The 24648-nt window shown below is 37.2% G+C and carries 12 protein-coding genes; 9 read left to right on the forward strand and 3 right to left on the reverse strand.

All coding sequences use genetic code 11. The features are described 5' to 3' along the window. Positions 1-117: 117 nt before the first annotated feature. Together ACFILO_RS00580 and ACFILO_RS00585 are read right to left on the reverse strand one after the other, a co-directional pair. Positions 118-4776, reverse strand: coding sequence for a translocation/assembly module TamB domain-containing protein (locus tag ACFILO_RS00580; protein ID WP_375677694.1), 4659 nt, complete (start codon positions 4774-4776; stop codon positions 118-120). Beyond that, positions 4776-6740, reverse strand: coding sequence for an autotransporter assembly complex family protein (locus ACFILO_RS00585; protein WP_375652388.1), 1965 nt, complete (start codon positions 6738-6740; stop codon positions 4776-4778). The genes ACFILO_RS00580 and ACFILO_RS00585 overlap by 1 nt, the downstream gene beginning before the upstream one ends. Positions 6741-7148: 408 nt before the next feature. Between ACFILO_RS00585 and ACFILO_RS00590 the strand changes: the two genes are divergently transcribed. Then, the gene (locus tag ACFILO_RS00590) at positions 7149-8681 is read left to right on the forward strand and encodes a YifB family Mg chelatase-like AAA ATPase (protein ID WP_375677695.1); all 1533 of its coding nucleotides are present in this window, start codon (positions 7149-7151) and stop codon (positions 8679-8681) included. A gap of 11 nt (positions 8682-8692) precedes the next feature. On the opposite strand, the gene ACFILO_RS00595 is transcribed toward ACFILO_RS00590, so the two are convergent. Then, a complete protein-coding gene (locus ACFILO_RS00595; protein WP_375611372.1) occupies positions 8693-9598 on the reverse strand; it encodes a transporter substrate-binding domain-containing protein in 906 nt (301 codons plus the stop codon). A 1255-nt stretch (positions 9599-10853) separates the two neighbouring features. On the opposite strand from ACFILO_RS00595, the gene gyrB reads away from it, so the two are divergent. The 8 genes from gyrB (at position 10854) to ACFILO_RS00635 (ending at position 24147) form a co-directional block, all read left to right on the forward strand. Continuing rightward, positions 10854-13286 carry a DNA topoisomerase (ATP-hydrolyzing) subunit B gene (gene gyrB, locus ACFILO_RS00600; RefSeq protein ID WP_375677696.1) on the forward strand — a complete coding sequence of 811 codons (2433 nt, stop codon included), beginning with the start codon at positions 10854-10856 and terminating at the stop codon, positions 13284-13286. Positions 13287-13404: 118 nt separating this feature from the next. Continuing rightward, complete coding sequence (gene ubiE, locus ACFILO_RS00605; RefSeq protein ID WP_375612796.1) at positions 13405-14187, forward strand: bifunctional demethylmenaquinone methyltransferase/2-methoxy-6-polyprenyl-1,4-benzoquinol methylase UbiE; 783 nt, start codon at positions 13405-13407, stop codon at positions 14185-14187. Positions 14188-14189: 2 nt separating this feature from the next. After that, a complete protein-coding gene (ubiB, locus tag ACFILO_RS00610; RefSeq protein WP_375639764.1) occupies positions 14190-15776 on the forward strand; it encodes a 2-polyprenylphenol 6-hydroxylase in 1587 nt (528 codons plus the stop codon). A 68-nt stretch (positions 15777-15844) separates the two neighbouring features. Beyond that, positions 15845-17266, forward strand: a complete 1422-nt coding sequence (coaBC, locus tag ACFILO_RS00615) for a bifunctional phosphopantothenoylcysteine decarboxylase/phosphopantothenate--cysteine ligase CoaBC (protein WP_375677697.1) — start codon at positions 15845-15847, stop codon at positions 17264-17266. Positions 17267-19153: 1887 nt separating this feature from the next. Next, the gene (locus ACFILO_RS00620) at positions 19154-19873 is read left to right on the forward strand and encodes a sulfate transporter family protein (RefSeq protein ID WP_375612793.1); all 720 of its coding nucleotides are present in this window, start codon (positions 19154-19156) and stop codon (positions 19871-19873) included. A gap of 986 nt (positions 19874-20859) precedes the next feature. Further along, a complete protein-coding gene (accD, locus tag ACFILO_RS00625; RefSeq protein ID WP_375611366.1) occupies positions 20860-21780 on the forward strand; it encodes an acetyl-CoA carboxylase, carboxyltransferase subunit beta in 921 nt (306 codons plus the stop codon). Between the two features lie 4 nt (positions 21781-21784). Then, positions 21785-23104 carry a bifunctional folylpolyglutamate synthase/dihydrofolate synthase gene (locus ACFILO_RS00630; protein WP_375652383.1) on the forward strand — a complete coding sequence of 440 codons (1320 nt, stop codon included), beginning with the start codon at positions 21785-21787 and terminating at the stop codon, positions 23102-23104. Positions 23105-23148: 44 nt separating this feature from the next. Next, positions 23149-24147, forward strand: a complete 999-nt coding sequence (locus ACFILO_RS00635) for a complex I NDUFA9 subunit family protein (RefSeq protein ID WP_375620876.1) — start codon at positions 23149-23151, stop codon at positions 24145-24147. Positions 24148-24648: the final 501 nt, after the last annotated feature.

A 24648-nucleotide genomic window follows, 5' to 3' on the forward strand; every position in this document is an offset into this window, starting at 1 on the left:
TCTTCACGCCTCAACAAAAAGCTTCTTCTTTTATAGGATTTCTAGTCTATGCCTCCTTCCTCAGATTTAGAAATGAGAGACAAAAAACGAAGAAATTGTTTTTTTAAAATTCAATCTTTAATAATCTCTTTCATAAAAGAGACCTATACTAGAATTTTGTTCATTTCCTATGGCACCTTTAGCTTTGAGATGACGCGAAATATCTAAATTAATTGTCCCTTTCGTCGTTCCATCAGACCCTGCTTCAAAACCCAAATAAATATTATTGTGTATGTAGCGTCCAATACGTAAGCCTGTATTCCCCTTCTCATTAACGATAACATCAAGATCATCAAGTCCAATTTTAGTTCGTAAAGTATTCAACAAAGATGTATTAGAACTACCTGCAAGATCAGCCGCTGCTGCTGCAAGTTGAGCAATCTGAAATGGTGATAATTCATTAAGAGAGCGATTAAAAATCAAACGCGCCAAAATCTCATCCTGAGGCAAATTTGGTTGTGATGAAAAATTAATATCAAGATTATCAACCGTCCCACTTACAGTTACAGTGACACGAATATCACCACTGTTATTGTTGGTTACAAAATAAACCGTAGGATTAAGATTACCACTAAAACTCGCTTGTCCTTGATCAAAATTAAGACGTTGTGACAGGATATCAAAACGTCCACGAATCATTCTAAATTCACCAACTGGATGCACATCATTCAATGGACCTGCTAGATTAATGCGTCCTCCCAGTTCAGCATCTAAGCCTTTTCCGCGTACAAAAAATTGATTGCGTGCTGTAATACGCATGTTTGATAGCACGACAGATGAAGATTCTTGTGTAACTATACGGCTTTTGCTTTTGTTCGTGTTCTTAACATCAGCACGTTCAAGTGTTGTTTGAATCGATTTAGTTAAATTCTTATTTCTAACATCAAGAAACTTGGCACTTTTAAAATGATCAGGAACAAAAACTTCAGCTTTTTCAACGATGATATCACCACCAAGAACAAGACTATTTAAAAAATGACCTGTCATTGTCATCTCACCTGATAATGTTGCCAGAATCATAGAACCATCATTATAATTGGCATTATCAAGATGAAATATCAAATCTGTCTCTAGACCATTAGAGATACGACCTGAAGCAGAAATTCCTCCCCCCTCAAACGAAGAAGCTGAAGCTTTTTCTATAAGGATATGATCACCTTTCAATTTGCCTTCAATTGTTATATTATTTAATCCTACATTTGTTTGTGAATCAAAAAAGCTACCGTCGCCTATAGAAATATTTCCTATCAATTGTGGCTTTGATAATGACCCATTAAGAGCTGTATCAATTCTTGCTGTACCCGTTATATGTGCACCACGCTTAGCTAATAAGAGATTAACAAAATCAAGAGGCATTATCCCTTTAACGTTTAATTTTGCCTCTGAACCATTAAGAGATACAGGCCCATGAATGGAAAGATCTAATCCTTTATCTCCAGTAGCTATCATATTTTCAATATGAAATGTCGATTTTTTATAAGAACCACGAGCATTTATATTGATTGACATCGGTCCTTTATGCGTCATAGCGGTTAAATTTTGACTAGAAAGCTCAAAATGAGCAGATGGATCCTTCATTGTTCCACCAATATCAACTTTACCTATCACTGTCCCATCAAGCGCTTGTCCTGCAATAAAACCATTCGCCAAACGTGCAGATAAATTTTGCAAATTAATATGAAGATCAAGCGCATTTTTCTCTAGAGATACACGCCCCTGAGCTTGTGCTTGTACTCCTTCTCCTGTTAAATTTGCATTCAAAGTAAGATTTTGATCTACAGTGTTCCCCGTAGCAGAAAGAGAAAAAGGCATAATTTTTTTATCTTGAAAAGCAACAGTTGTCAGTCCCTCACCTTTTATATCGTAAGTTATATCAGGTTTTTTTAAATGACCACGAATCATAACCTGCCCTGTTACACTCCCTGCTGCTCCAAGATCGGATTTCCACAGATTGACTAAAGCAGCAGGAAGCGCATTCATTGTAAGTTGTAAATTCAGGGTATCTTGAATATTTCCTGCTAAAATGATGTTGCCTCCATTTATTGCAATTCCTAATTCATTGATTGTCATTCCATCTTTATCAAAAGAAATTATAGATGGCTTCGGCAATGTTGCATGAAAAGTATGTTGTTTTAAGTCCACAGCTTCAATTTGCACTTCTCGTTTTATACTTTCTGGAAGTTCCTCAACCATTAAACGACCAGAAAGCCGTGCATTGAGAGTATCATGCAACATCGCCTGGACAGTAAAAACCGTTTGTCCATTATTCCTATCAGCGTGAGCATTTAAACGATTGACCATTACCAAAGGTGTTTGAATATGTTCTGCATTGATAACTCCTTCAAACTGAGTCATGCCAAAAGGATCGAATATGTCAGCATCTATTGCCAATTTTTTTATTTTATTCTTGGAAAAATTCAAATGGTTAACATGCGCCTTCACATTGGTTTTTTGTCTGCCATTTTGTTCATCAAAAATAAAATCTCCTTTTACTTTTCCACTACCATCCTGCAAAAATAACGCTGAAAGTACGGAAATATCATCGGCATCAATATGCAGCGCTCCTTTCAAAAAACCGCCAAGTTGTTGAGAAAGATCACCCGTTATTTTTGCACTTCCCCCTCTAATATCGATATTTTCAAGTTTTCGAATTTTATGAGAATCTTCAAAAGAGGCCGATAAATGCAAAGTTTTTTTAGCAAAAACCCCTTCACCTTTTACCGCCCCCGTTAAAGAAGTAACTGGTGCTGTATTATCTACAAATGCATCTATATTAAGTGTTGTGTTTTGAAGTTTCTTCCCTACAATTAATGCTTCATCAATATGGGCACGTGTATTTAGTTTTATATGGCTATTGCGCCCTCTCGCCGTACTTTGAATTGTAAGCGCACCGCTTATCTTTGGATCTAATTTGGACAAATCAGATATTTGAGCAGATAGATCCATTTTAGCGCTTTCATCTGAAAAATAACCATTAGCCTCTATGTTTGTATATTGATTTTTCAAATTAAAATGACGTAAAGTGAAGCCCATTGTATTTCGAGCAGCGCCACCTGAAAGAGTAGTATTTCCTTTGAATAAACGATCAAAAGACTGCATGCCTATTTTCATATCGTCAGCCATTCCTGATAATTTTAGATCAAAAATACCACTCAATAAACTGATCGTTCCTTTGGCTTTAATATCTGCACTACCAGAAAGTGATTGTTTACTGAACACTTCCAAAGGAGTTAATGTTTGAGCTTTTAAACCGAGATCGCCTTTAAAAACAAAATTCTCCATTGTCCCTTTTAACCAAGAAGAAAAACCCTGAGCCGTAACACTCAGATCATGAATCAAAATTGGTTTGTTCGAAACAATATCCGTATCTAAATGCACATGAACCGCTTGGCTTAAATTTTCTACTAACACTCCCTTAATCTTTTTAACCCCTTGAAGCGTCCCTTTAACCTGAACACCAACATGACGAGAAGCTGCATTATCAAGATTTTCGCTTACTCCTCCCATATCAAAAATTGCATCGCGAATATAAATATTTTTATTGCTTAAATGATTTACAACCAACCGCCCATTCCAAGATTGTTGACCTTCGCGACCATAGTCAATGTTCAAAGCAAGAGTATTCGCAGGTTTTGGCACTTCTGATATAGGTAAATGAATAGACTCCTTTTCGTTATCAAGAGCCATTTTGCCATCAACAAAAAGCCGTCGCAAGAATCCATCGGCGGTTATTTCAGCATTGGCTATAACATTCATTGCTTTGTTCTGAATAACCATCTGATCAAGGTGTGTCACACCTTCTTTTGTTCTTCTTGCCTTTGCTTTTAATGTTATATCAGATTCGAAGAGACTACGATATTGAACAGGTATTAAAGGGCTCAGTGTTCCCTCTAATTTCGTAGAAAAACTCTGTCCTTCTGGAACACTTTCAAGAATAACATTACCATCTAAAATAGAATGATGATCGGACTCTAAAGAAAGTTTGATAACCAAATCATCAAAAGTACCATCACCTTTCACGACGAGACTTAATGCTGGACGTTGTTCAATGTTAAAAATATTCGCCAAAATACCATTTTGTGGTTCGTTAGCAGAAATATCAATTTGAGCTGTACGATTACTATCAGATATCTTGGTGAGAACAGAAAAAGAACCCGGTGCATCTAAACGATGCGCCGCTATATCGACATCAAAATTACCACCAGCCAAGGTGAAATTGCCTTTTAAGGACATATCAGCAGAAAAACCAAAAAGATTCTGTTCAAATGTCACATGTTGAGCTGTAAGCGTATTGATAGAAAGAGCAAGCGGCAATTTTGGTAAAGAGAATTTACCAGTCTCAAGGGAAGAAACAAAAGAAGAATTGCCTTGCGGTTTGCGTAAAAATGTAACCTGTTCTGCCGAAAGCTGGTTAATATCCATCCGCCCTCTCAGCAACGCTAGACGATTCCAATCCATTTTAGCATTGGTAATTTTAAGCCAAACTCCTTTTTTATCACTGACAGTAATAGTATCAATTGATGTTTGAGAAGACAGTGTCCCTTGCATATTGTGTAAACGAACTTGACGATTAGGCGCTGAAAGCTTTCGTTCAATTAAAGAAACAAACCATGAGCGATCATCTGTTTTCATTTCGCTAGAGGGAAGAATGTCTCCTCTTTGCGCAAAAACAAAACCACCCACCCCAAAAAACAAAAATACAAAGAAGAAAGCTGATAAACGTACACCTTTTTTCATTAAAATGCTTGCCCTATACCCACATAAAAACCAATGCGAGGGTCACCCTTCTCTCTCTTTAAAGGAAAGGCTAAATCAACGCGTAAAGGACCAAGACCCGTCATATAACGACCTCCTATACCGGCTCCCCATTTAATTTTTTGAGAAAAATCAAAATTCGCCTTTTTCCCTACTAAACCTCCATCAAGAAAACTGACAAACCCTATTTTATCATTTACAGAAACACGCAATTCTGCTGACCCCTCAATAAGCGCCCGTCCACCAACAACCCCATCATTTTCTGTTTTGATACCAATATTACGGTAAGCATAACCACGAACAGAGCCCCCACCACCAGCAAAAAAAAGCGTATTTGCGGGTACTTGTGCTGTATCATTCCCAAGAATTGTACCAAGCTTTGCCCGCGCAGCAACAACAAAACGATCCCCTTCATCCAACGCCCAATAAGAACGACCTTCTGCTGTTACTTTTGCAACAAAGTTGCTAAAACGCATCTCATAAAAAGGCTCAATGAAAACTTCACCATATAAACCTTTTGTTGCATTAAACTTATTATTACGACTATCGTAAATCAAGCCGCTAGGGAAACCGATTGTTGTAAAATTACGGCTCCCAAAATAGATATCACGTGAATAACCATTTGAAACTTCTACAGCAGCCTGTCCCGATAGATTACCATTAAAAATATGCGTAATACCTAATTTTCCTTTGATGGCTTTTGTCGTATAATTTTCTAAAACATCTTGTTGTATTTTTAATTCTGATCTGAAATCTGTATCTGGCGTGAGTACACCGGGCTTTACAAATGTACCACCGAAAAGATAATCAAAATTTTTAAAATTATATGATTGCTTTTTATTGCTACCAACACCACTTATTTTTGTTTCAATTTTAAGAGTCTCTGCATGACCCAAAAGATTATTATGCATCCAATAAGTCTCAAAACCAGCACCGTCTAAAGTTGAATAGCTACCGCCTACACCAAAACGACGCGGTTTACGTTCTTGTACAACAAGTGCAAGCGGTAAACTACCATCTAGATTAATAGTATCAGCCTCACGTATATTGATAGCACGAAAAACACCAAGGCGCGCAAGACGTTCATTTGCCTTAGCTAACGCATCAGAATCGTATATCTGCCCTGGTTTCAATCCGGTCATCCACGCGATATAAGCTGAATCTACACGTGGTTTCTTACTTATATTACGCACACTTAAAGGACCATAATAAGCCTTTTGTCCAGGACCAACAACAATCCGTCCTTCAACACGCAATGTAGCATGATCAGCCACGACTTCACTCTTCATAATTTTAGCTTTAGCATAACCTTGTTGCCGCCATCCTTCTATCGCCCATTTTTCTGCTTTCAAAATGGTTTCAGATTTAGCAATAGCCCCAACTTTATAGCCCAATTCTTCAATTGTGGGCATTTTATGCGCTTTACGTTTTTCAAACGGAGCTACTTTATCAATATTGGCAATACTAAAAACATATTGTGGACCAGCATTAATTGTAATAACGATATTCGATTGTGCTGGAAGTTGAGTTACCGGACTTAAATCAGCGACTTCTAAGCCATTAATTTTAATGCTAATAACACCACCATAGCGTCCATCAGCATAAAGAGCAGAAAGAATTGCTCGATAATCTGAACGCGCCTTGGCGAGCAAACCAGAAGAACTGGCGGATGCTTTCTCTTTATCAGCAACAAGAGAAGAAACAGATTTAACTATTTTTATACCTTCTAATGGTGCACCTGGCGGTGCAACAACATCAACTTTATAAAATTTCTCTGTACTTTTGGCATAATGTGAAGAAGAATTTGTTTTCTTTTGACCAAAAAGAGGGATGCCGAAAAAATCAAATGCAGCAAGTGGCTGTGGAAAAGAAAAAGTAAAACACAAGCCTATAAATACACAGCGCACAGTCCCTGATTTTAACAAAATTCTTGTCTGGTATACCATAAAATCAGATACCTTATAATACACTTTGCATCTACTACGCTTTAAATAATATAAAAATAAGAAAGGTAAATATAATTACTTTGCACATTTTACACGTTTTATCACATCAAATAACACTCTGCGATACATAACGTTATCCTCCCCTTATATTTTCATAAAATTTTGCACTGTTGTATAACACGAACAGCCTCATTCTTTTTTTCTTAACATATTTATTTAGCTTATTATAAATGTTTTATTGCGTCCCATATCATCATGGTTAAATTTGTACAAATGACTTTCCATGGGAATGCTAAAAAACTGCCCACGTATATAGTTCTCTCTATAAAAAAAGCTATAGAGATGCTTCTTGATTTTTATAAATAGATATGATTGTCTCTACCAAGTCTAAAGGGGGAAAATAAATAAATGATCGCACGTATTACAACTGTTGCTTTTCGCGGTCTAGAGGCAGTCCCTGTCGATGTACAGGTTATGATTTCGTCTGGTAAAATAGGAATGGCTATTGTTGGATTAGCTGATAAAGCAGTTGCAGAAAGCCGTGAACGTGTACAAGCAGCCCTCCACGCTTGTGGACTTTCTATGCCTACTAAACGAATTACGATTAATCTTGCACCAGCTGATTTGCCTAAAGAGGGATCGCATTATGATTTGCCAATCGCCGTAGGCTTAATGCTTGCTATGGGAATCCTCCCTCCCGAAGTAGCTCAAGACTATATCATTTTAGGAGAATTATCACTGGATGGTTCACTTACCGCTGTTAATGGTGTTTTACCAGCTGCCATGACAGCTTTATCACTCGATAAAGGACTGATTTGTCCCTTCCAATGTGGACCTGAAGCAGCATGGGCAAATGCAGAAATAAATATTCTTGCTCCAGAGACTCTGCTCACTATAGTCAACCATTTCAAAGGAACCCAAATTCAAAAACGTCCACAACCGCGCCAATATACTATCGAAACTGAACTTCCAGATCTTTGCGAAATCAAAGGACAAAAAACAGCCAAACGTGCCTTAGAAGTTTGTGCTGCTGGACGCCATAACCTTTTGTTTGTAGGTCCCCCTGGTGCTGGAAAATCTATGCTAGCGCAACGCTTACCTTCCATTTTGCCACCTCTTGATAGCCGTGAGCTTTTAGATGTCTCTCTGATTGCTTCTATTACAGGAGAAACGGTTCATAAGACCATTTCACTTCATTGCCCCTTTCGTTCCCCACATCATTCTGCTTCCATGGCCGCAATGATTGGTGGAGGGCTTAAAGGACGACCGGGAGAGGTCTCCCTTGCTCATAATGGTGTGTTATTCCTTGATGAATTGCCTGAATTTTCTCCACGGGTTCTTGATTCTCTTCGTCAACCTTTAGAAAGTGGGGAGTCAGTTATCGCCCGCGCTAATCACCATATTAGCTATCCTGCTCGCTTCCAACTTATTGCCGCAATGAATCCTTGCCGTTGTGGTATGGCAGGCGAAAAAGACCATGTTTGCCCTAAAGGGATACGCTGTCAAATCGATTATCAGTCCCGTATTTCTGGTCCTCTGCTTGACCGAATTGATTTACGGATTGATGTCCCTGCTTTGACGGCTATGGACCTTATGCAACCAGAACAATCAGAAAAAAGCTGCGACGTTGCCAAACGCGTCGCACGGTGCCGTACCATTCAAGCTAAACGTTTTTCAACAATGGGGTTTGATCATATTCGTACCAATGGCGATTGCCCTGCCAAAATTATAGAACAGATTGCCATTCCTGATAAAAGTGCGACCATACTCTTACGAGATGTGAGTGAAAAAATGCACCTCTCCGCACGCGCTTATCATCGCATTCTCAAAGTTGCACGCACAATTGCTGATCTTGACGGATCAGATACTCTTTCACGCTATCATCTCGCAGAAGCTATTTCCTATCGACTAGGCGCAGAAAGATTAACAGCCCTTAATTAAAAAACTACTCATCAAAAAAAACTTATTGGAAAATAACGCAAATAAAGTTCTGTAAGTTTACCATCCTCTTCTAGAGATTTCAGCGCATAATTGAGTATATCAACCAATTTTTCATTCTTTTTTGCAACAGCAAGCTGCATTCCTTGCCCCAATAACTGTGGCGCCATATATGCCCCCCCAACAAAATGGCAGCAATCAACAGATTTTTGTTTTTTGAACCATAATGATAAAGCAAATCCATCATCAAAAATAAGGTCAATTTTACGCTCTTGTAATGCTTTATAGAGCTCTTCTCTCTTTTTAAACCCTTGCCATTTGGCTTTAGGAAAATAATATTGAAAGAGTTTTTCGTGAACACTTTTAGACAAAACACCACTGGTTAAATGTATCAATTGATCGCTTATTGGCTCATCGAGATTTAAACGTCGAGAAGCAACAAATCGCGCTGGAAAGCGCAAATATGACTTTGTAAAAACAAGATCTTGCTGGGTTTTACTTGTTTCTTTTAAACCCGCAATAATGACTTCTGCACCACCATTTTTAACATGTTCTAAAAGCTCTTTCCAAGGAATCACTTCTATTTCACAAAGCTTCTCTAATTTTAATTTTGAGCAAATAGCGCGCAATAAATCGATATTATAACCTGCAAGATACCCCGATTGATCAATAAAATTAAAAGGAGGAAAATCAAAAGTTGTTACAAAACGCAAACGAAAGATATCCGTTGTATCAGGTTGTACCAAATGTTCATGCGAATCAAAAAAAGAAGGCAGCCTTTCAGCTTCTGCGTAAGAGGAAAATAGAACCCCCCCTGCTACAAATAAAATACGAATAAAAATATTGTATGGATTATTGAATAAAAAGTACTGTAAACGCAATTGAAGATGTTTCACATATATAGATTTTTTTATTTTCAAAATCTCTCCCCCATTTTTCAAAACTAAGATGCAACACTTCTTAATTATTATCTAACGCACTTCACCAAAATATCTGGCGTTTAATAAATAAAATTCTTGCTATTTTTGAAACCATTGAAAATGCTTAGATTTCTGATGTTAATTTTCCAAAATGAATATATAAAAAGTAATTTTAGAGAAAAGCGATTTAATTTTTTAATATAAGAAATAAGCTGTATATACTTTAGTGGTACACTTTATTTTATCAAAATATCCCGCGTACCTTAAAATATTAAGACCATTTCCTTGCGTATCACAACCTAGGAAGTATATAGATACTATTGAAGAAAAGAGTAAAAATACCCCTCAAATGCCGAGGGTTTTCTCAATATTAAGGTTGCACCAACATTTAAGAGCTGAAAAATAAAATGATGATTCTGATTTGCACTTTATTGTCACGATGGGAAAGATGGAGGACATAAATCTTGTAGTATTCACAGGGCATTTTGCGTTATACTATTCAAACATCGTTGTAAAATGAGTTTGGGAACATTGAGAGATGCTCCTTAAAAAAGCGCGTGAATAAACAGTACAATGGCGTTTTGTTTTGAATGAGCGATGCAACCTCACGAGAATGCAAGAAACAAAAGCGTAAGATAATTCGTCATTACCCTCATTATTCAAAAACATCACCGTAGACGTTTTTTTAATTGTAAAGTTGAATATAAAAGATGATCGTGGAAACGTGTTTTTACATTTACGCATTTATATTTTCCTCAAATGAAGCGTTTTTCACATTTTAAAGATGACACAAACCAATATACAAAATATTTTCGCCTCAATCTAACATACAAAAGTTTGAACTGCTTAGAGAGCTCGCAACCTTTGTTTTAAATATATGGTAGAATTAGGATTGAAAAATTGATTTATGGATAAAACAAGTGAGACCTTTATTAGTGTAACACAAAAATGCATAACTAATTCTGAAACATTACGCATATGCAAAAATAAACAAAGTAAATAGCATCGTTTATGAAACAGCTTTTTGTATAAGTCATAAGTGTTTATTCGCCTTATATCACCGTCCTAGTGTTTTACAGCATAACAGTACACTATCATTTTATCATTCTCTCCATTATATATCGACAGATATTGAATCTAGATCTGATATACGGTAAATATTTAATGTGGTTATTCCATAAATAACTGATCAGAACATTGAGCTTTAAAAAAGCGGATAAAATATTGTAAATTGAACACAGGAATGGACTAACTTATGAGTGATGAAATAACCTCACCAGCACAAAGCAATAACTATGATGCCGCTTCTATCAAAGTTCTCAAAGGTCTTGATGCTGTACGCAAACGTCCTGGTATGTATATCGGTGATACTGATGATGGATCGGGGTTACATCATATGGTCTATGAAGTTGTAGACAATGCTATCGATGAAGCTTTAGCCGGTCATGCAACTCTTGTAAACGTCACACTCCATGCTGATGGTTCTTGTTCTGTTCGTGATAATGGACGTGGAATTCCGACAGATATCCATCCAACAGAAGGTATTTCTGCCGCTGAAGTTATTATGACACAGCTTCATGCCGGTGGAAAGTTTGATCAAAACTCTTATAAAGTTTCAGGCGGATTACACGGTGTTGGCGTTTCTGTTGTGAATGCATTATCCGTTTGGCTTAAATTGCAAATCAAACGCAATGGTAAAATTCATGAAATATCATTTACCCACGGGGTAGCTGATGCTCCATTAAAAGTTGTTGGCGATTGCGATCAAGAAAGTGGAACAGAAATTAGATTTTTACCAAGCTCTGAAACCTTTACTATGGTTGAGTTTGATTTTGAAACTTTAGAGCGTCGTTTACGGGAATTAGCTTTTCTAAATTCTGGGGTTTATATTCTTCTTGTTGACGAGCGTCATGCTGATATTAAATCCGTTGAATTGCATTATGAAGGTGGATTAATAGAGTTTGTGAAATATATTGACCAATCAAAAAAAGCTCTGCTTGATACTCCTATTTATATTGCAAGTGAAAAGGATGGTATGAGCGTTGATGTTGCCCTGTGGTGGAATGATTCCTATCATGAGAAGGTCTTGTGTTTTACCAATAATATCCCTCAGCGTGACGGTGGAACGCATTTGATAGGTTTCAGAAGTGCCCTTACACGCCAAATTAATGGCTATGCTGAATCTTCAGGTATTGCTAAAAAAGAAAAAGTGAACTTAACCGGTGATGACTGCCGTGAAGGATTAACAGCTATTCTTTCTGTCAAAGTTCCTGATCCAAAATTTTCTTCACAAACAAAGGATAAGTTAGTCTCTTCTGAAGTGCGCCCTATTGTTGAAAATTTGGTCAATGAAGGTCTTTCAATATGGCTGGAAGAACATCCTCATGAAGCAAAACTTCTCATTAGTAAAGTGGTAGAAGCTGCAACAGCACGTGAAGCAGCACGCAAAGCACGTGAACTCACAAGACGAAAAGGGGCACTTGATATCACTTCTCTACCAGGAAAGCTTGCCGATTGCCAAGAACGAGATCCCGCAAAATCAGAAATCTTTATTGTCGAGGGGGATTCGGCTGGCGGTTCAGCAAAAAGTGGGCGCTCACGTCAAAATCAAGCAATTTTACCCCTTCGTGGTAAAATCCTCAATGTTGAACGAGCACGTTTCGACCGCATGCTCTCATCTGATATGATTGGAACACTTATTACAGCTCTTGGAACGTCTATCGGTAAGGATGAATTTTCGCCGGATAAATTACGTTATCATAAGATTATTATCATGACGGATGCGGACGTTGATGGAGCCCATATTCGTACTCTGCTGCTCACTTTCTTTTTTAGACAAATGCCCGAGTTGATTGAACGTGGACATCTTTATATTGCTCAGCCTCCTCTTTATAAAGTATCGCGTGGAAAATCTTCCCAATATATTAAAAATGAAGCAGCGTTTGAAGAATTCTTGATCGATACTGGATTAGAAGAAACAACGCTTGAGCTTTCAACGGGAGAAGTTCGTGCAGGGGCTGATTTGTATCAACTCGCTAAAGATGCTCGTATATTACGTCAACTTTTAAATGGTCTTCATACCCGTTATGACCGTAATATTGTTGAACAAGCAGCAATTGCTGGCGCTTTTAATCTTGAAGTCTTTGCAACACAAGAAAAAGCGCAAAAAATAGCAGATACTACAGCACACCGCCTTAATCTGATTGCTGATGATATGGAACAAGGTTGGAGTGGACGATATACAGAAGATGGAAGTTTATGTTTTGAGCGTATTTTGCGTGGTGTTAAAGATGTTGTTACGCTTGATGTGGGACTTATAAATTCAACTGACGCACGCCAAATTGATCGCATTTCTCAAAATTTTATCGACATATATCATCCTCCTGTTCTTTTACGTCGCAAAGATAAAACAGAGCGTATTTTTGGTCCTATGAGCCTTTTAGAGAGCATTTTTACAAACGGTAAAAAAGGTGTTACTCTTCAACGTTATAAAGGTCTTGGGGAAATGAATGCTGAACAACTTTGGGAAACAACGCTTGATCCCAATGCACGTTCTCTTTTACAAGTAAAAATTAATGATGCAACCGATGCAGATTCACTCTTTTCTCGTCTCATGGGTGATGAAGTTGAACCTAGACGTATTTTTATTCAAGACAATGCCTTAAGCGTTGCCAATCTTGATATCTAAAGGTACTCTTCTGTTTTTGGCTGTGTAAACGTCGTAGTTTTATACGTTGTTTTTTCGTAGTTGAACATTCCCTCTCCATTTCATTTACGATAAAAGAAAAATAAGGAAGATCATATACATGGCAATTGAAACAGAACGTGTAGGAACCAAGGGTGGCATGGAGCACTCTTTTGGTTTTACAATAGTAGATGAAACACAAAAACAATCCATGGTGGATGGTGTGTTTCATTCTGTTGCTGAAAATTATGACAAGATGAATGATATCTTATCCTTAGGGCTACACCGTGTGTGGAAAAATTCCATGATTGCTTGGCTTTCCCCACCAGCACTTTCTCATTGGAAAGTTCTTGATGTCGCTGGCGGTACAGGTGATATTGCTTTTCGTATTCTTAATGCTTCACGCCAAAAAGCCCATGCTACAGTGCTTGATATTAATGGCTCAATGCTCAGCGTTGGCAAAAAACGCGCACAAAAAAATGGTCTTGCCCCTCTGATTGATTTTGTTGAAGCCAATGCAGAAAATCTACCTTTTGAAGATCAAAGCTTTGACGCTTACACGATTGCTTTTGGAATTCGCAATGTTCCTCATATTGATCAAGCTCTTAGAGAAGCTTTTCGTGTTTTAAAGCTCGGTGGACGTTTCTTATGTTTAGAATTTTCAAATGTCGAGATGCCTTGGCTCGATAAAATTTATGATCTTTGGTCTTTCCATGCTATCCCTAAGCTAGGTCAATTTATCGCAAATGATGGCGATGCTTATCGTTATTTGGTTGAATCTATCCGCAAATTTCCTAAGCAAGATGATTTTTCCCATATGATCAAGCATGCGGGGTTTTCGCGGGTATCGTACCGCAATCTCACCGGTGCGATTGCGGCGCTGCATTCAGGTTGGAAAATTTAAAAATGGTGCAAATTTCCCCTTACTTTCAATTGATGCGTGCAGGATGGGTTTTAACACGTGAAGGTGTTTTAAGTGCTCTTCCTCATGATGATCTTCAAGGATTTCCAGCGCTATGTCATCGTATAGCGAGTGCATTAGCACGACGCAAAACAAAAAAGAAACAGCGATCTGAAAATATTTCATATGCCATTAATAAGCTTGGACCCTCTTACATAAAACTTGGTCAATTTCTTGCCACAAGACCTGATATTGTTGGGCGTGATATTGCGGAAGATTTGTCACAGCTACAAGATCGTGTCCAAACATTTTCTTGCACTGCCGCTATTGCTCAAATTGAAAGTTCTCTTGGTCGCTCTATTGATGATTTATTCGTAAATTTTTATCCCCCCATTGCCGCCGCTTCTATTGCTCAAGTTCATCCAGCTGAATACAGTGATGAAACTGGCCATAAGAAAAAATGTGCTGTAAAAGTTATTCGTCCCAATATCAGAGCACGTTTTTCTAAAGATCTTAGAGGATTCTATCTCATTGCTCATTTACAAGAGCGCTATATCCCTGCCTCTCGAAGGCTTCGTCCTGTTTGTGTGGTAGATACTTTAGCACAAACAACACGACTTGAAATGGATTTACGCTTAGAAGCAGCAGCTATATCTGAAATGGCTGAAAATATTCAACATGATACAGGCTTTCGGGTTCCACGTATTGACTGGGAACGGACAGGACGTAATGTTCTTACAATGGAATGGATTGATGGTATAAGAATATCCGAAACTTCCAAACTCAAAGAGGCAGGATTTGATTTGAAGGCGCTTGCTATTACGCTTATTCAATCTTTTCTTCGTCATACACTGCGTGATGGTTTTTTTCACGCCGATATGCATCCTGGTAATTTATTCGTAGATGAAAAAGGATGTATTGTCGCTGTTGATCTAGGCATTACAGGAAGGCTTGGCAAAAAAGAAAAGCATTTCCTTGCTGAAATTCTTTACGGCTTTATTACCCGCGATTACCATCGAGTTGCACGTGCCCATTTTGAGGCAGGCTATGTTCCTTCACACCATAATATCGAAAGCTTTGCACAAGCCAATCGCGCTATTGGCGAACCAATTCACGGACAATCAGCACAAAGCATTTCCATGGCTAAATTGCTCACTTTATTGTTTGAAGTCACTGAATTATTTGACATGCAAACGCGACCTGAACTTTTATTGCTGCAAAAAACGATGGTTGTCGTGGAAGGTGTTGCCCGCACATTAGACCCCACTTTTAATATGTGGAAAGCTTCTGAACCCATTGTCAAAGAATGGATTAGTAAAAATTTAGGACCCGTAGGCGTTGCAAAAGACTTTAGTGAAGGAGCACAAGCTCTCCTTTCGCTGGCACGCAAAACACCACAATTGGTTCAAAATTTCCAACGGATAGAAGAAGATTTCAATCAAATGAGAAAAACAGGTTTTAATCTTTCTCCTGCTACCCTCAAACAACTTGCTGTGGAACAAAGTCATAGAAACCGTTATGGTCGTTATAGTCTTTTTATCATTGCACTTTGTTGCGCTTGTCTTACTTTTTACTTTTTTCATCTTTTCTAATCTCCTTAATATGCTAAAAATATCAACAATGAAATCATTGCAATCATTTTATTTCTTGGAGGTATTTTATGGCCAGTATTACCATTCGTAACCTGTCTCCTGAAACCAAAGAAGCTTTACGCATACGCGCCGCGCAAAATGGTATTTCTATGGAAGAAGAAGTCCGACGCCTTTTAAGCAATCCCACTCCTCTCACCACACAACCCCTTCATACTAGCGCTGTTGAAGTGAAATCATTGAAATCAAAATCTCTCCTTCTTATTATTGGTGGAAGTATTGCATCCTATAAAGCACTTGATTTGATTCGCCGTTTACAAGAACGTGGAGCACATTTAAAAGTTGTAATGACAAAAGCAGCGCAAAAGTTTATTACGCCTTTAGCCGCTGAAGCTTTAAGCGGTGGTACTGTATATACTGATTTATTTTCACGCGAAGAAGAACACGATATCGGACATATCCGTTTAGCACGTAATGCTGACCTTATTATTTTAGCCCCTGCTACAGCCAATCGCATTGCAAAAATAGCCAATGGCATAGGAGATGATCTGACTGATTGCATTCTTTTAGCGGCACGCTGTCCACTCTTAATTGCACCCGCCATGAATCCGTCCATGTGGGCGCATCCTGCCACTATTCGCAATGTTGCACAACTGCGCGCAGATGGCGTTCATATCATCGGACCAGAAATCGGAAATATGGCTGAACGTGACGAGATAGGATATGGACGCATGAGCGAACCTTTAACTATTGTCGCTACCATAGAGACTATTTTGAATGTGCATGAAAAACCTCTCTCTGACCGCCATTTCATCGTTACCTCTGGCCCTACCCATGAACCAATTGATCCAGTGCGTTATATTGCTAATCGGTCTTCAGGTAAACAAGGCCATGCCATCGCAACCGCTCTTGCGCATTTGGGTGCAAAAGTAACACTTATTTGTGGACCTGTTAATCTTGCAGACCCACAAGAAGTAAAAACCATTCATGTTGAAACAGCACAACAGATGTTACAAGCCGTTCAAACCGCATTGCCTGCTGATGGTGCTATCTTTGTTGCCGCTGTTTGTGACTGGCGCAGTCAAACGCAGTCTTTACACAAAATTAAAAAGAATGCTCATAAAATACCACCATCCCTTCATATGGTTGAAAATCCTGACATTTTAGCAACGATTGGACACGCTCCAAACCGCCCCTCATTGGTCATTGGTTTTGCTGCTGAAACATGTGATATCATTGCCAATGCGCAAAAAAAATGTGTTGAAAAAGGAGCTGATTTCATTCTTGCTAATGATATTTCTCTTCAACTAGATGGTACAAGTGTCATGGGTGCTGATACAAATCAAGTTTATCTCGTAAGTAGAAAAAAAGTTGAACAATGGCCCCATATGAGTAAACAACACGTAGCGCAAAAATTAGCAAACGTGATTGTATCATTTCTTGCCCCCAAAACACCTACTCCTCATGAGGAAAATATACCCCTTTGCAAATAAGAACTCTTCAAACGCGTTGATATTAAAACACCTTATAAAATAGAACTGACAATATGTGTCTATCCATCTCAATTAGTATATAATATTTCTGGTTTATAATGATAATATCGCATTGTTCATATTAAATTAGAATCCCAGATATCATAAGATTCTCTCATTCCCAATCTCTCTCATGTTGAATCAATAAAAATCATTTTCTTGCACGTTGTAAACAAGGATAACTGTATGAATACAAAACGTTTCAGAAAGAACTAAAAGCGCTTATAATGGACCGTCTCAAGAACCAAGGGCTTGTCTCGGACAACACTGAGGATGATGGTGCCAGCGTGCTCTTTTTATTAAGCGTAAAGTTAGTGATGCCCTATAAGTTTTATATTATTCACGAGAGCTTTACCCATAGACCATTCACAAACGCTGTTGCGAAGTGGGTATGATGAGCGTTGGGGAATGTTTTTTAAAAAAATCCTATCTCACCCTAGCCTTCATAAAAGTAGAATCTATTGCACCACTGTCTCGCCAGCTTATAAAAAACAAGCTATCATTCACTTTGGCTACCATCAATTTTGACAAAGCTCTTGTAATGGATAAAATTTATAAAAAGCATTTTCTTTCTTCAATGTTTTTATCCACATATTGGTCATATTTATGATATGCAAATAAATGATTTTGATTGTTTCATGATGAGAGCAGCTAATGAGAAAATATGACAACTTTATTTTGAGCTCTTATTCGCTATGAAAAATAATGTATAAATCAATGATATTATAACATCTCAATGCAATTTGAAGCATATCTCACACTGACGCTTATAAAGAGTGTAGACAAAGTTCACTGCACCACTGTCTATAAGTTTATGAAACTGAAGCCTTTATTATTTTCCTCAGTGATCGGTCTTTAAGATTAAATGTGTGTGTCCTCTCTTCAGAATACCAAGACCACAAAAACTAGAATTTTATCCATGATATCCTCACATTGTGATGTTTCATGAGAAGCATTTTTATTCCTTTATCGAAAGCTTTGTATCCATACATTGGTCTCGCCTATAATGTGTACGTAAATAATTTTTTGATGTTGAATAGAGTCTTTGAAATTAAAGAATATTTCTATATTTGGGATTCTTATTCAAGTTGAAAATGATCAATTCTCTTCGATAAATTAGTGGTTTTATTATCTAAAAATTATTTGATACAGTGCACCACTTGTATGAAAAGTGCTTCAATGAATGCTTACTTCATTGCACTTATAGCTTTTAAAATTCAAAATCTCATCATTTTTAAGCATCCGTGGTTTCTCCCTTTCTTTGCTTCTTCTCAAAAAACTGCTCTTCTATGGGATCGGACGGTCAATCGCCTAAGCTTATTTTTTCCACTTCTATCATATTAATCATTCTGTTGCCCAAAATTAGAATATCTACGGAGCGACTACGTTACCCATATTCCATTGAACTCAATATTTTTTTGAAAGCGAGGGGCAAGAGCATGCCGCCAAATAGTAGAAAAGTACAGAATTTTAGGAATTGTGCAAAACAATTAAGCACTTAGATAAACGAAGTTAGATAACTCTACTGAATAAATAGAAGTAAACAACTTTTCTCCCAAATAGTTCTTATTCCTTAATTTTTTACATATATCATATAAACGCAATAATCTACACTATGTACAAAAATACTAAAAATTTCTTCTACAACAGCTACTTTTTAAATTCTTCTTTGTTTTTAAAAATTAAAATTTCTATTTATTCAAACTTTATTTTTAACAAAGAAACCTTAACCGTTTTTTATAATGTTCTTGAAAAAAATCTTGTAATTCAAAGAAAGAAAAAATTACACTGTACATACTTTAAATATATTTCTTGTTTTTTTTGCTTCTTTCCTTAGTTTATTAATCTATGATTTTTACTGCTGCTTATCGTGCTTTACAACGTCTTCTGACCTCGCAATATCGTATTATGATACTGAAAGCATTGGGGGTTACTTTTTTCATTCTCACCATTTTATGGTTATGTGTGCACCAACTTTTTGTGTCTTACTTTTGGCCCTGGATTGCTCAATTTCTTCCTGGACTCCCTAGTTGGGCGGGATGGATTGGTTTTAGCATGCTTATCATCTTTAATCTTGGGTTGGCTCTTTTGTTGGCTTTTTTGATTGCACCCATCACAGCTATGATTGGTGGTTTTTTCATTGACTCTGCTGCTGAAATCATTGAAAAGGAGGATTATCCAAACGAGCCTATTGGACAAGCTTTGCCGTTTCAGCGTTCTCTTATCATTTCCTTTAAATTTGTTATTTTAAGCCTTCTTGGTAATGGAATTGCTTTTATTTTATTCTTCATACCAGGTATTAATTTAATTGCTTTTTATCTTATTAATGGTTATTTGCTTGGTCATGAATATTTCTTGTTTGCTGCTTACCGTTTTCGAACAGAGCAAAATGCGCGTGCTTTTTTACATACTCATTACACAACAGTTTTTGGCGCAGGATTATTGATAGCGATTTTTGTTTCGATTCCTATTATTAATCTAGCAACACCGCTTTTTGCCGCCGCCTTTATGACACATTTACACAAAATGCTTTCCCAAAAGACCATAGCACGCATTACACAAAAATAGTGTTCCTTGACTTTAAGGTTAATAAAACTTGCCAGCCAAAGAAAGCATAATATAAAATTTTATGCTTTATCTTTTATTAAAGCAATATATTGATTTATAATGATAACTTATCGTTTCACAACATGAGTGAAAAACCTAAATATTATGAGGGTTTCTCATTTTAATCCTATTCATATTGGATCAATTGAAATCGTTTGTTAATATCTCATAAATGGAGGTGGTGTGCGGATAAAAGTACTTTCAAAAAGGCGTGAAATATCTTTATATGAATCCTCTTAATGCAAACATTATCGTCGTATTGAAAACTGAAAAAGAATATGATGGTGCCGCTTTGTACCTTCTATTTCAGTAAAAACGGATAGCATAATGTCTTTTATACCATTCATGGAGAGTGTATACTCTTCATAAGAGAGTTTTGGAAATTATTGAAAGATATCTGTGTAAAACAAGCACGTAAATGAGTAATATAATGGTATTTTGAGCGTATTCTATTTTAATTGTAAAAAGCGTGCGCTTTAAAGAAACCTTTTGAAAAAAATCTTGCTCTGATGTTAGCGTTTCGCTAATATAGCGTTATTGTATTCATTATCTTTAATGGATTATTTTAGCCTTGTTAGCGCCTTATACTATAAGGTTTCTTTTCTTCAAAACTGTTGATACGAATGATTAATTGGATATTCATTGTTATTAAAAAATAAGGCGTTTGTTAACCATCGCAAGGAGTAAATTTTAACACCAAAGTAAAAAATACAAACATGTAAGTTCTTAGAACTTATGAGAAATTTATTATAGGGAATACTCTTCATGATGCATATGATTGTTATGATATGGGAAAAATTAAAAATTAAAAAACAAGCTATACGTACACTGATAAAAGTATTAAATAGACTCCTTTGTTCAACCGGTAAAGCAAATGTGACTGCTTAAGTTCTATATTCTTTCAAATCATGCAAAAGATGCACAATATTTAAAGGAAGGTTATAAAGATGAACTGGATTACAAATTATGTTCGTCCTAAAATTAACTCTATATTGGGGCGCCGTGAAATTCCAGAAAATCTATGGATTAAAGATCCTACCAGTGGTGAAATGGTCTTCCATAAAGATCTGGAAGCTAATCAATTTGTAGCTCCCAATTCTGGTCATCATATGCGTATCAGTGCTAAAAATCGTCTCATGCATTTTTTTGATGATGGTGTTTATACAGCTCTTGAAAATCCAAAAGTTGTAACAGATCCTTTAAAATTTCGTGACGAAAAACGCTATATTGACCGGTTAAAAGATTATCGTTCTAAACTTGGGGTTGATGACAATATTTTAAGTGCACGTGGTACGATTGAAGGCTTACCAATTATTGCAACTGTTCAAGATTTCGCCTTTATGGGTGGATCACTTGGTATGGCTTCAGGAGAAGCTATTATCAAAGCTTTTGATACTGCCATTGCTGAAAGGCGTCCGCTGGTTCTTTTTGCTGCTTCTGGTGGTGCACGCATGCAAGAAGGAACACTCTCGTTGATGCAAATGCCCCGTACAACTGTAGCGATTGAAATGTTGAAAGAAGCAAAGCTTCCCTATATTGTTGTGCTGACTAATCCAACCACCGGTGGTGTTACTGCTTCTTACGCCATGCTTGGTGATATTCACATTGCCGAGCCTGGCGCTATGATTGGTTTTGCTGGTCCACGTGTGATTCAACAAACTATACGTGAAACCCTACCAGAAGGTTTTCAAAGTAGTGAATATCTGCTTGAACATGGTATGATTGATATGGTTGTATCGCGTTTAGAAATGAAAACAACAATTGCGCGTATTTTACGCTTGATGATGAAACGCCCTGCTGTTTTTAACCCTTCCGATCCATCCCCAACAGACTCTCAAACATCGCTTTCTAGGACAAAAGCAGCTTAAGTTTATGCAACAAAGTCAAATACAAAGGGTGGTGGATGATTTACTAAGAAATTATCCGAAAAAATTTGATCTTTCTTTAGAGCGTATTGTTCACCTTTTAGAGCGTCTTGGTAACCCACATTTAAAACTTGCCCCTGTTATTCACATCGCTGGAACAAATGGCAAAGGATCTGCTTCAGCAATTTGCCGTGCTCTTTTGGAAAGTGCAGGATACCGCGTTCATGTTTATAGCTCACCTCATCTCGTCAACTGGAATGAACGCTGCCGGTTAGGTCAAAAAGGAGGTGGTCAACTTGTTACAGAAAACCAATTGGCTGAGACAATCCGTGAAATTATAAAAGTAAATCGTCAAGAGCCGATTACTATTTTTGAAATTTTTACAGCCGCTGCCTTTATGTTGTTTAGTATACATCCAGCTGATGTTGTCATTTTAGAAGTTGGATTGGGAGGACGTTTTGATGCTACCAATGTCGTTAACAAACCAGCTGTATCGCTTATTATGCCCATTGATTATGATCATGAGAGCTTTCTTGGAAATACAATTGCTCAAATCGCTTTTCAAAAAGGAGGGATTATCAAACCAAACGTTCCTGTAGTCATTGGGAAGCAAAATTATGAAGAAACTCTTGCTACTTTAATACCCCTTGCTAATAAAAATAAAGCATTTTATGTTCTCTTTGATCAAGATTATCAAAGTTATAAAGAACATGGACGTATGGTTTTTCAAAACAATCAAGGTCTCATGGATCTTCCCCTTCCTAACCTTATTGGAGACCACCAAGTTGCCAATGCTGGTGCATCTCTTGAAGCAGTTTATCAAGCGGGTTTTCAACTTTCAGAACAAACCATAAATGACGCTTTGAAAAATATTTATTGGCCCGCACGAATGCAGCATCTTACCCAAGGACTTTTGGTTGATCAACTATCTCCTGATATTGATTTATGGTTAGATGGTGGTCACAATCCTGCTGCAGGAAAAGTTATTGCGGCAGAACTTACACAATGGAGAAAAAAAACAGATCGCCCCATTATTATGATTGCTGGCATGCTTAATACCAAAGATGCTGTCGGTTATTTTCGTCCTTTAGCTAACCTTGTCGATAAAGTATATACGATACCGCTGCTTGACAATAATGCCAGTATCTCTCCAACAGACTTAGCTAAATCAGCCCAAAAAGTAGGAATCCCTGCTGCCCCAAAAGCGCACCTACAAGATGCTTTGCATAAAATTAAAATGGAATATAAAGAGGCTATTGTTCTTATTAGTGGTTCTCTTTATCTTGCGGGTGATATTTTGCGTGACAATAAAACACCACCGTGCTAGATAATTAGCTATTTTTAAAGCTTTGAAAGATAGACTTTTTAATCATGCAACTTGATTGTGCACTTTATCAACATCCTAAACTCATTACTGTTTTTGGCGGATCCGGTTTTGTAGGACGACATGTCGTTGAAACTTTGACTAAGCGGGGATATCGCGTTCGCATCGCTGTTCGTTGTCCACAAAAAGCTTATTATATGCTCCAAATAGGAGAAGTAGGACAAACCCAAATGCTTAAAACAGATATCAAGCATCGTGCCTCTGTTGCACGCGCATTGCTTGGAGCTGATGCGGCAGTGTTTTTACCCGGTAGCTTAAAACAAGCAAGTCAATCGAATTTTAAAAACACACAAATTGATGGTGTTTACAATGTTGCTGAATTAACAGCAGAAACTGGTATTCCGCTCATCTATATGTCAACACTTGTGGCTAACGAGAATGCTTCATGTCTTTATGCACGTGTTAAGTTTATGGGTGAACAAATCATTCACAACAAGCATCTTCAAGCAATTATTATCCGTCCATCCGTTATCTTTGGACCAGAGGATTGTTTCTTTAACACCTTAGCAGATTTGTCACGTTTTTTACCAATTATGCCTCTTTTTGGAGGTGGACAAAGCAAATTGCAACCCGTGTATGTTGGTGACGTTGCTGAGTTTATCGTGCGCGCTTTAGATGGACAGGTTGCTTGGGGAAAAAATTATGATCTTGGTGGTCCCCAGATTATCACCTTCCAAAATACTCTTGAAAATATACTCAAAATTATTCACCGTAAAAAAACAATCCTATCCATGCCCCTTTCTGCTGGTCTATTGATTGGAGGAATTTTGGGAACAATCGGTAAATTGCCTTTTGTACCAACACTCGTAACAGCCAATCAGATACGTTTTTTGCAAATGGATAACATTGTTTCTAAAGAAGCTATAGAGAATGGATATACTCTAGAAGGTGTGGGTATTACCCCCAGAGCAATGGCAGCATTCTTGCCAAGTTATCTCTGGCGATTTCGTCCACATGGTCAATTTTCCCAAAACCTACTCGTCTAGAATAAATTCTTCCAAAACTGAGTTAATTATTTGATTTATAATTCATAGCGCGTTGTTAGCGGTTTTAAAATCAGAGTGTTCAATAGAGTGATGTTTTTACATTTTAAATACTCTATTCAGTATCACAAAAAATGTTTAATCGTATATCTATAGTCTTTTGATAAAAATCGTTGAAAACAGGAGAAAAGCACTTCTTATAAACTGTCTTTATCCAAGAGCAGGTGCAACATTGGAATCCTAAAGAACCGATTCTGAACTGCCTATCCATAAACATGATAATCTATGGCTTTGCATTTATATTATTTTGCTAAAAAGCTTAATAATGAGATTAAAGTAATTCTTCCTTTTTCAACAACCGCATAAGTGAGTAGAATACGAGTATACTACTTTCGATATTATCCCATAAAAATCAATATAAAAACTGTAAAGCAATGCACCATTTTTATTATTTAAAAGGTATTCCCTCTGGAGACTTTTAAAAGCTTTAAAGTTACGTGAAAA

Source organism: Bartonella sp. AP72JLCBS (assembly GCF_042195705.1).
Taxonomy (GTDB): Bacteria; Pseudomonadota; Alphaproteobacteria; order Rhizobiales; family Rhizobiaceae; genus Bartonella.

Coding starts and splice junctions, on each gene's coding strand:
- ACFILO_RS00580 (WP_375677694.1), bottom strand. CDS start 4,776: ATGAAAAAAGGTGTACGTTTATCAGCTTTCTTCTTTGTATTTTTGTTT.
- ACFILO_RS00585 (WP_375652388.1), bottom strand. CDS start 6,740: ATGGTATACCAGACAAGAATTTTGTTAAAATCAGGGACTGTGCGCTGT.
- ACFILO_RS00590 (WP_375677695.1), top strand. CDS start 7,149: ATGATCGCACGTATTACAACTGTTGCTTTTCGCGGTCTAGAGGCAGTC.
- gyrB (WP_375677696.1), top strand. CDS start 10,854: ATGAGTGATGAAATAACCTCACCAGCACAAAGCAATAACTATGATGCC.
- ubiE (WP_375612796.1), top strand. CDS start 13,405: ATGGCAATTGAAACAGAACGTGTAGGAACCAAGGGTGGCATGGAGCAC.
- ubiB (WP_375639764.1), top strand. CDS start 14,190: ATGGTGCAAATTTCCCCTTACTTTCAATTGATGCGTGCAGGATGGGTT.
- coaBC (WP_375677697.1), top strand. CDS start 15,845: ATGGCCAGTATTACCATTCGTAACCTGTCTCCTGAAACCAAAGAAGCT.
- ACFILO_RS00620 (WP_375612793.1), top strand. CDS start 19,154: ATGATTTTTACTGCTGCTTATCGTGCTTTACAACGTCTTCTGACCTCG.
- accD (WP_375611366.1), top strand. CDS start 20,860: ATGAACTGGATTACAAATTATGTTCGTCCTAAAATTAACTCTATATTG.
- ACFILO_RS00630 (WP_375652383.1), top strand. CDS start 21,785: ATGCAACAAAGTCAAATACAAAGGGTGGTGGATGATTTACTAAGAAAT.
- ACFILO_RS00635 (WP_375620876.1), top strand. CDS start 23,149: ATGCAACTTGATTGTGCACTTTATCAACATCCTAAACTCATTACTGTT.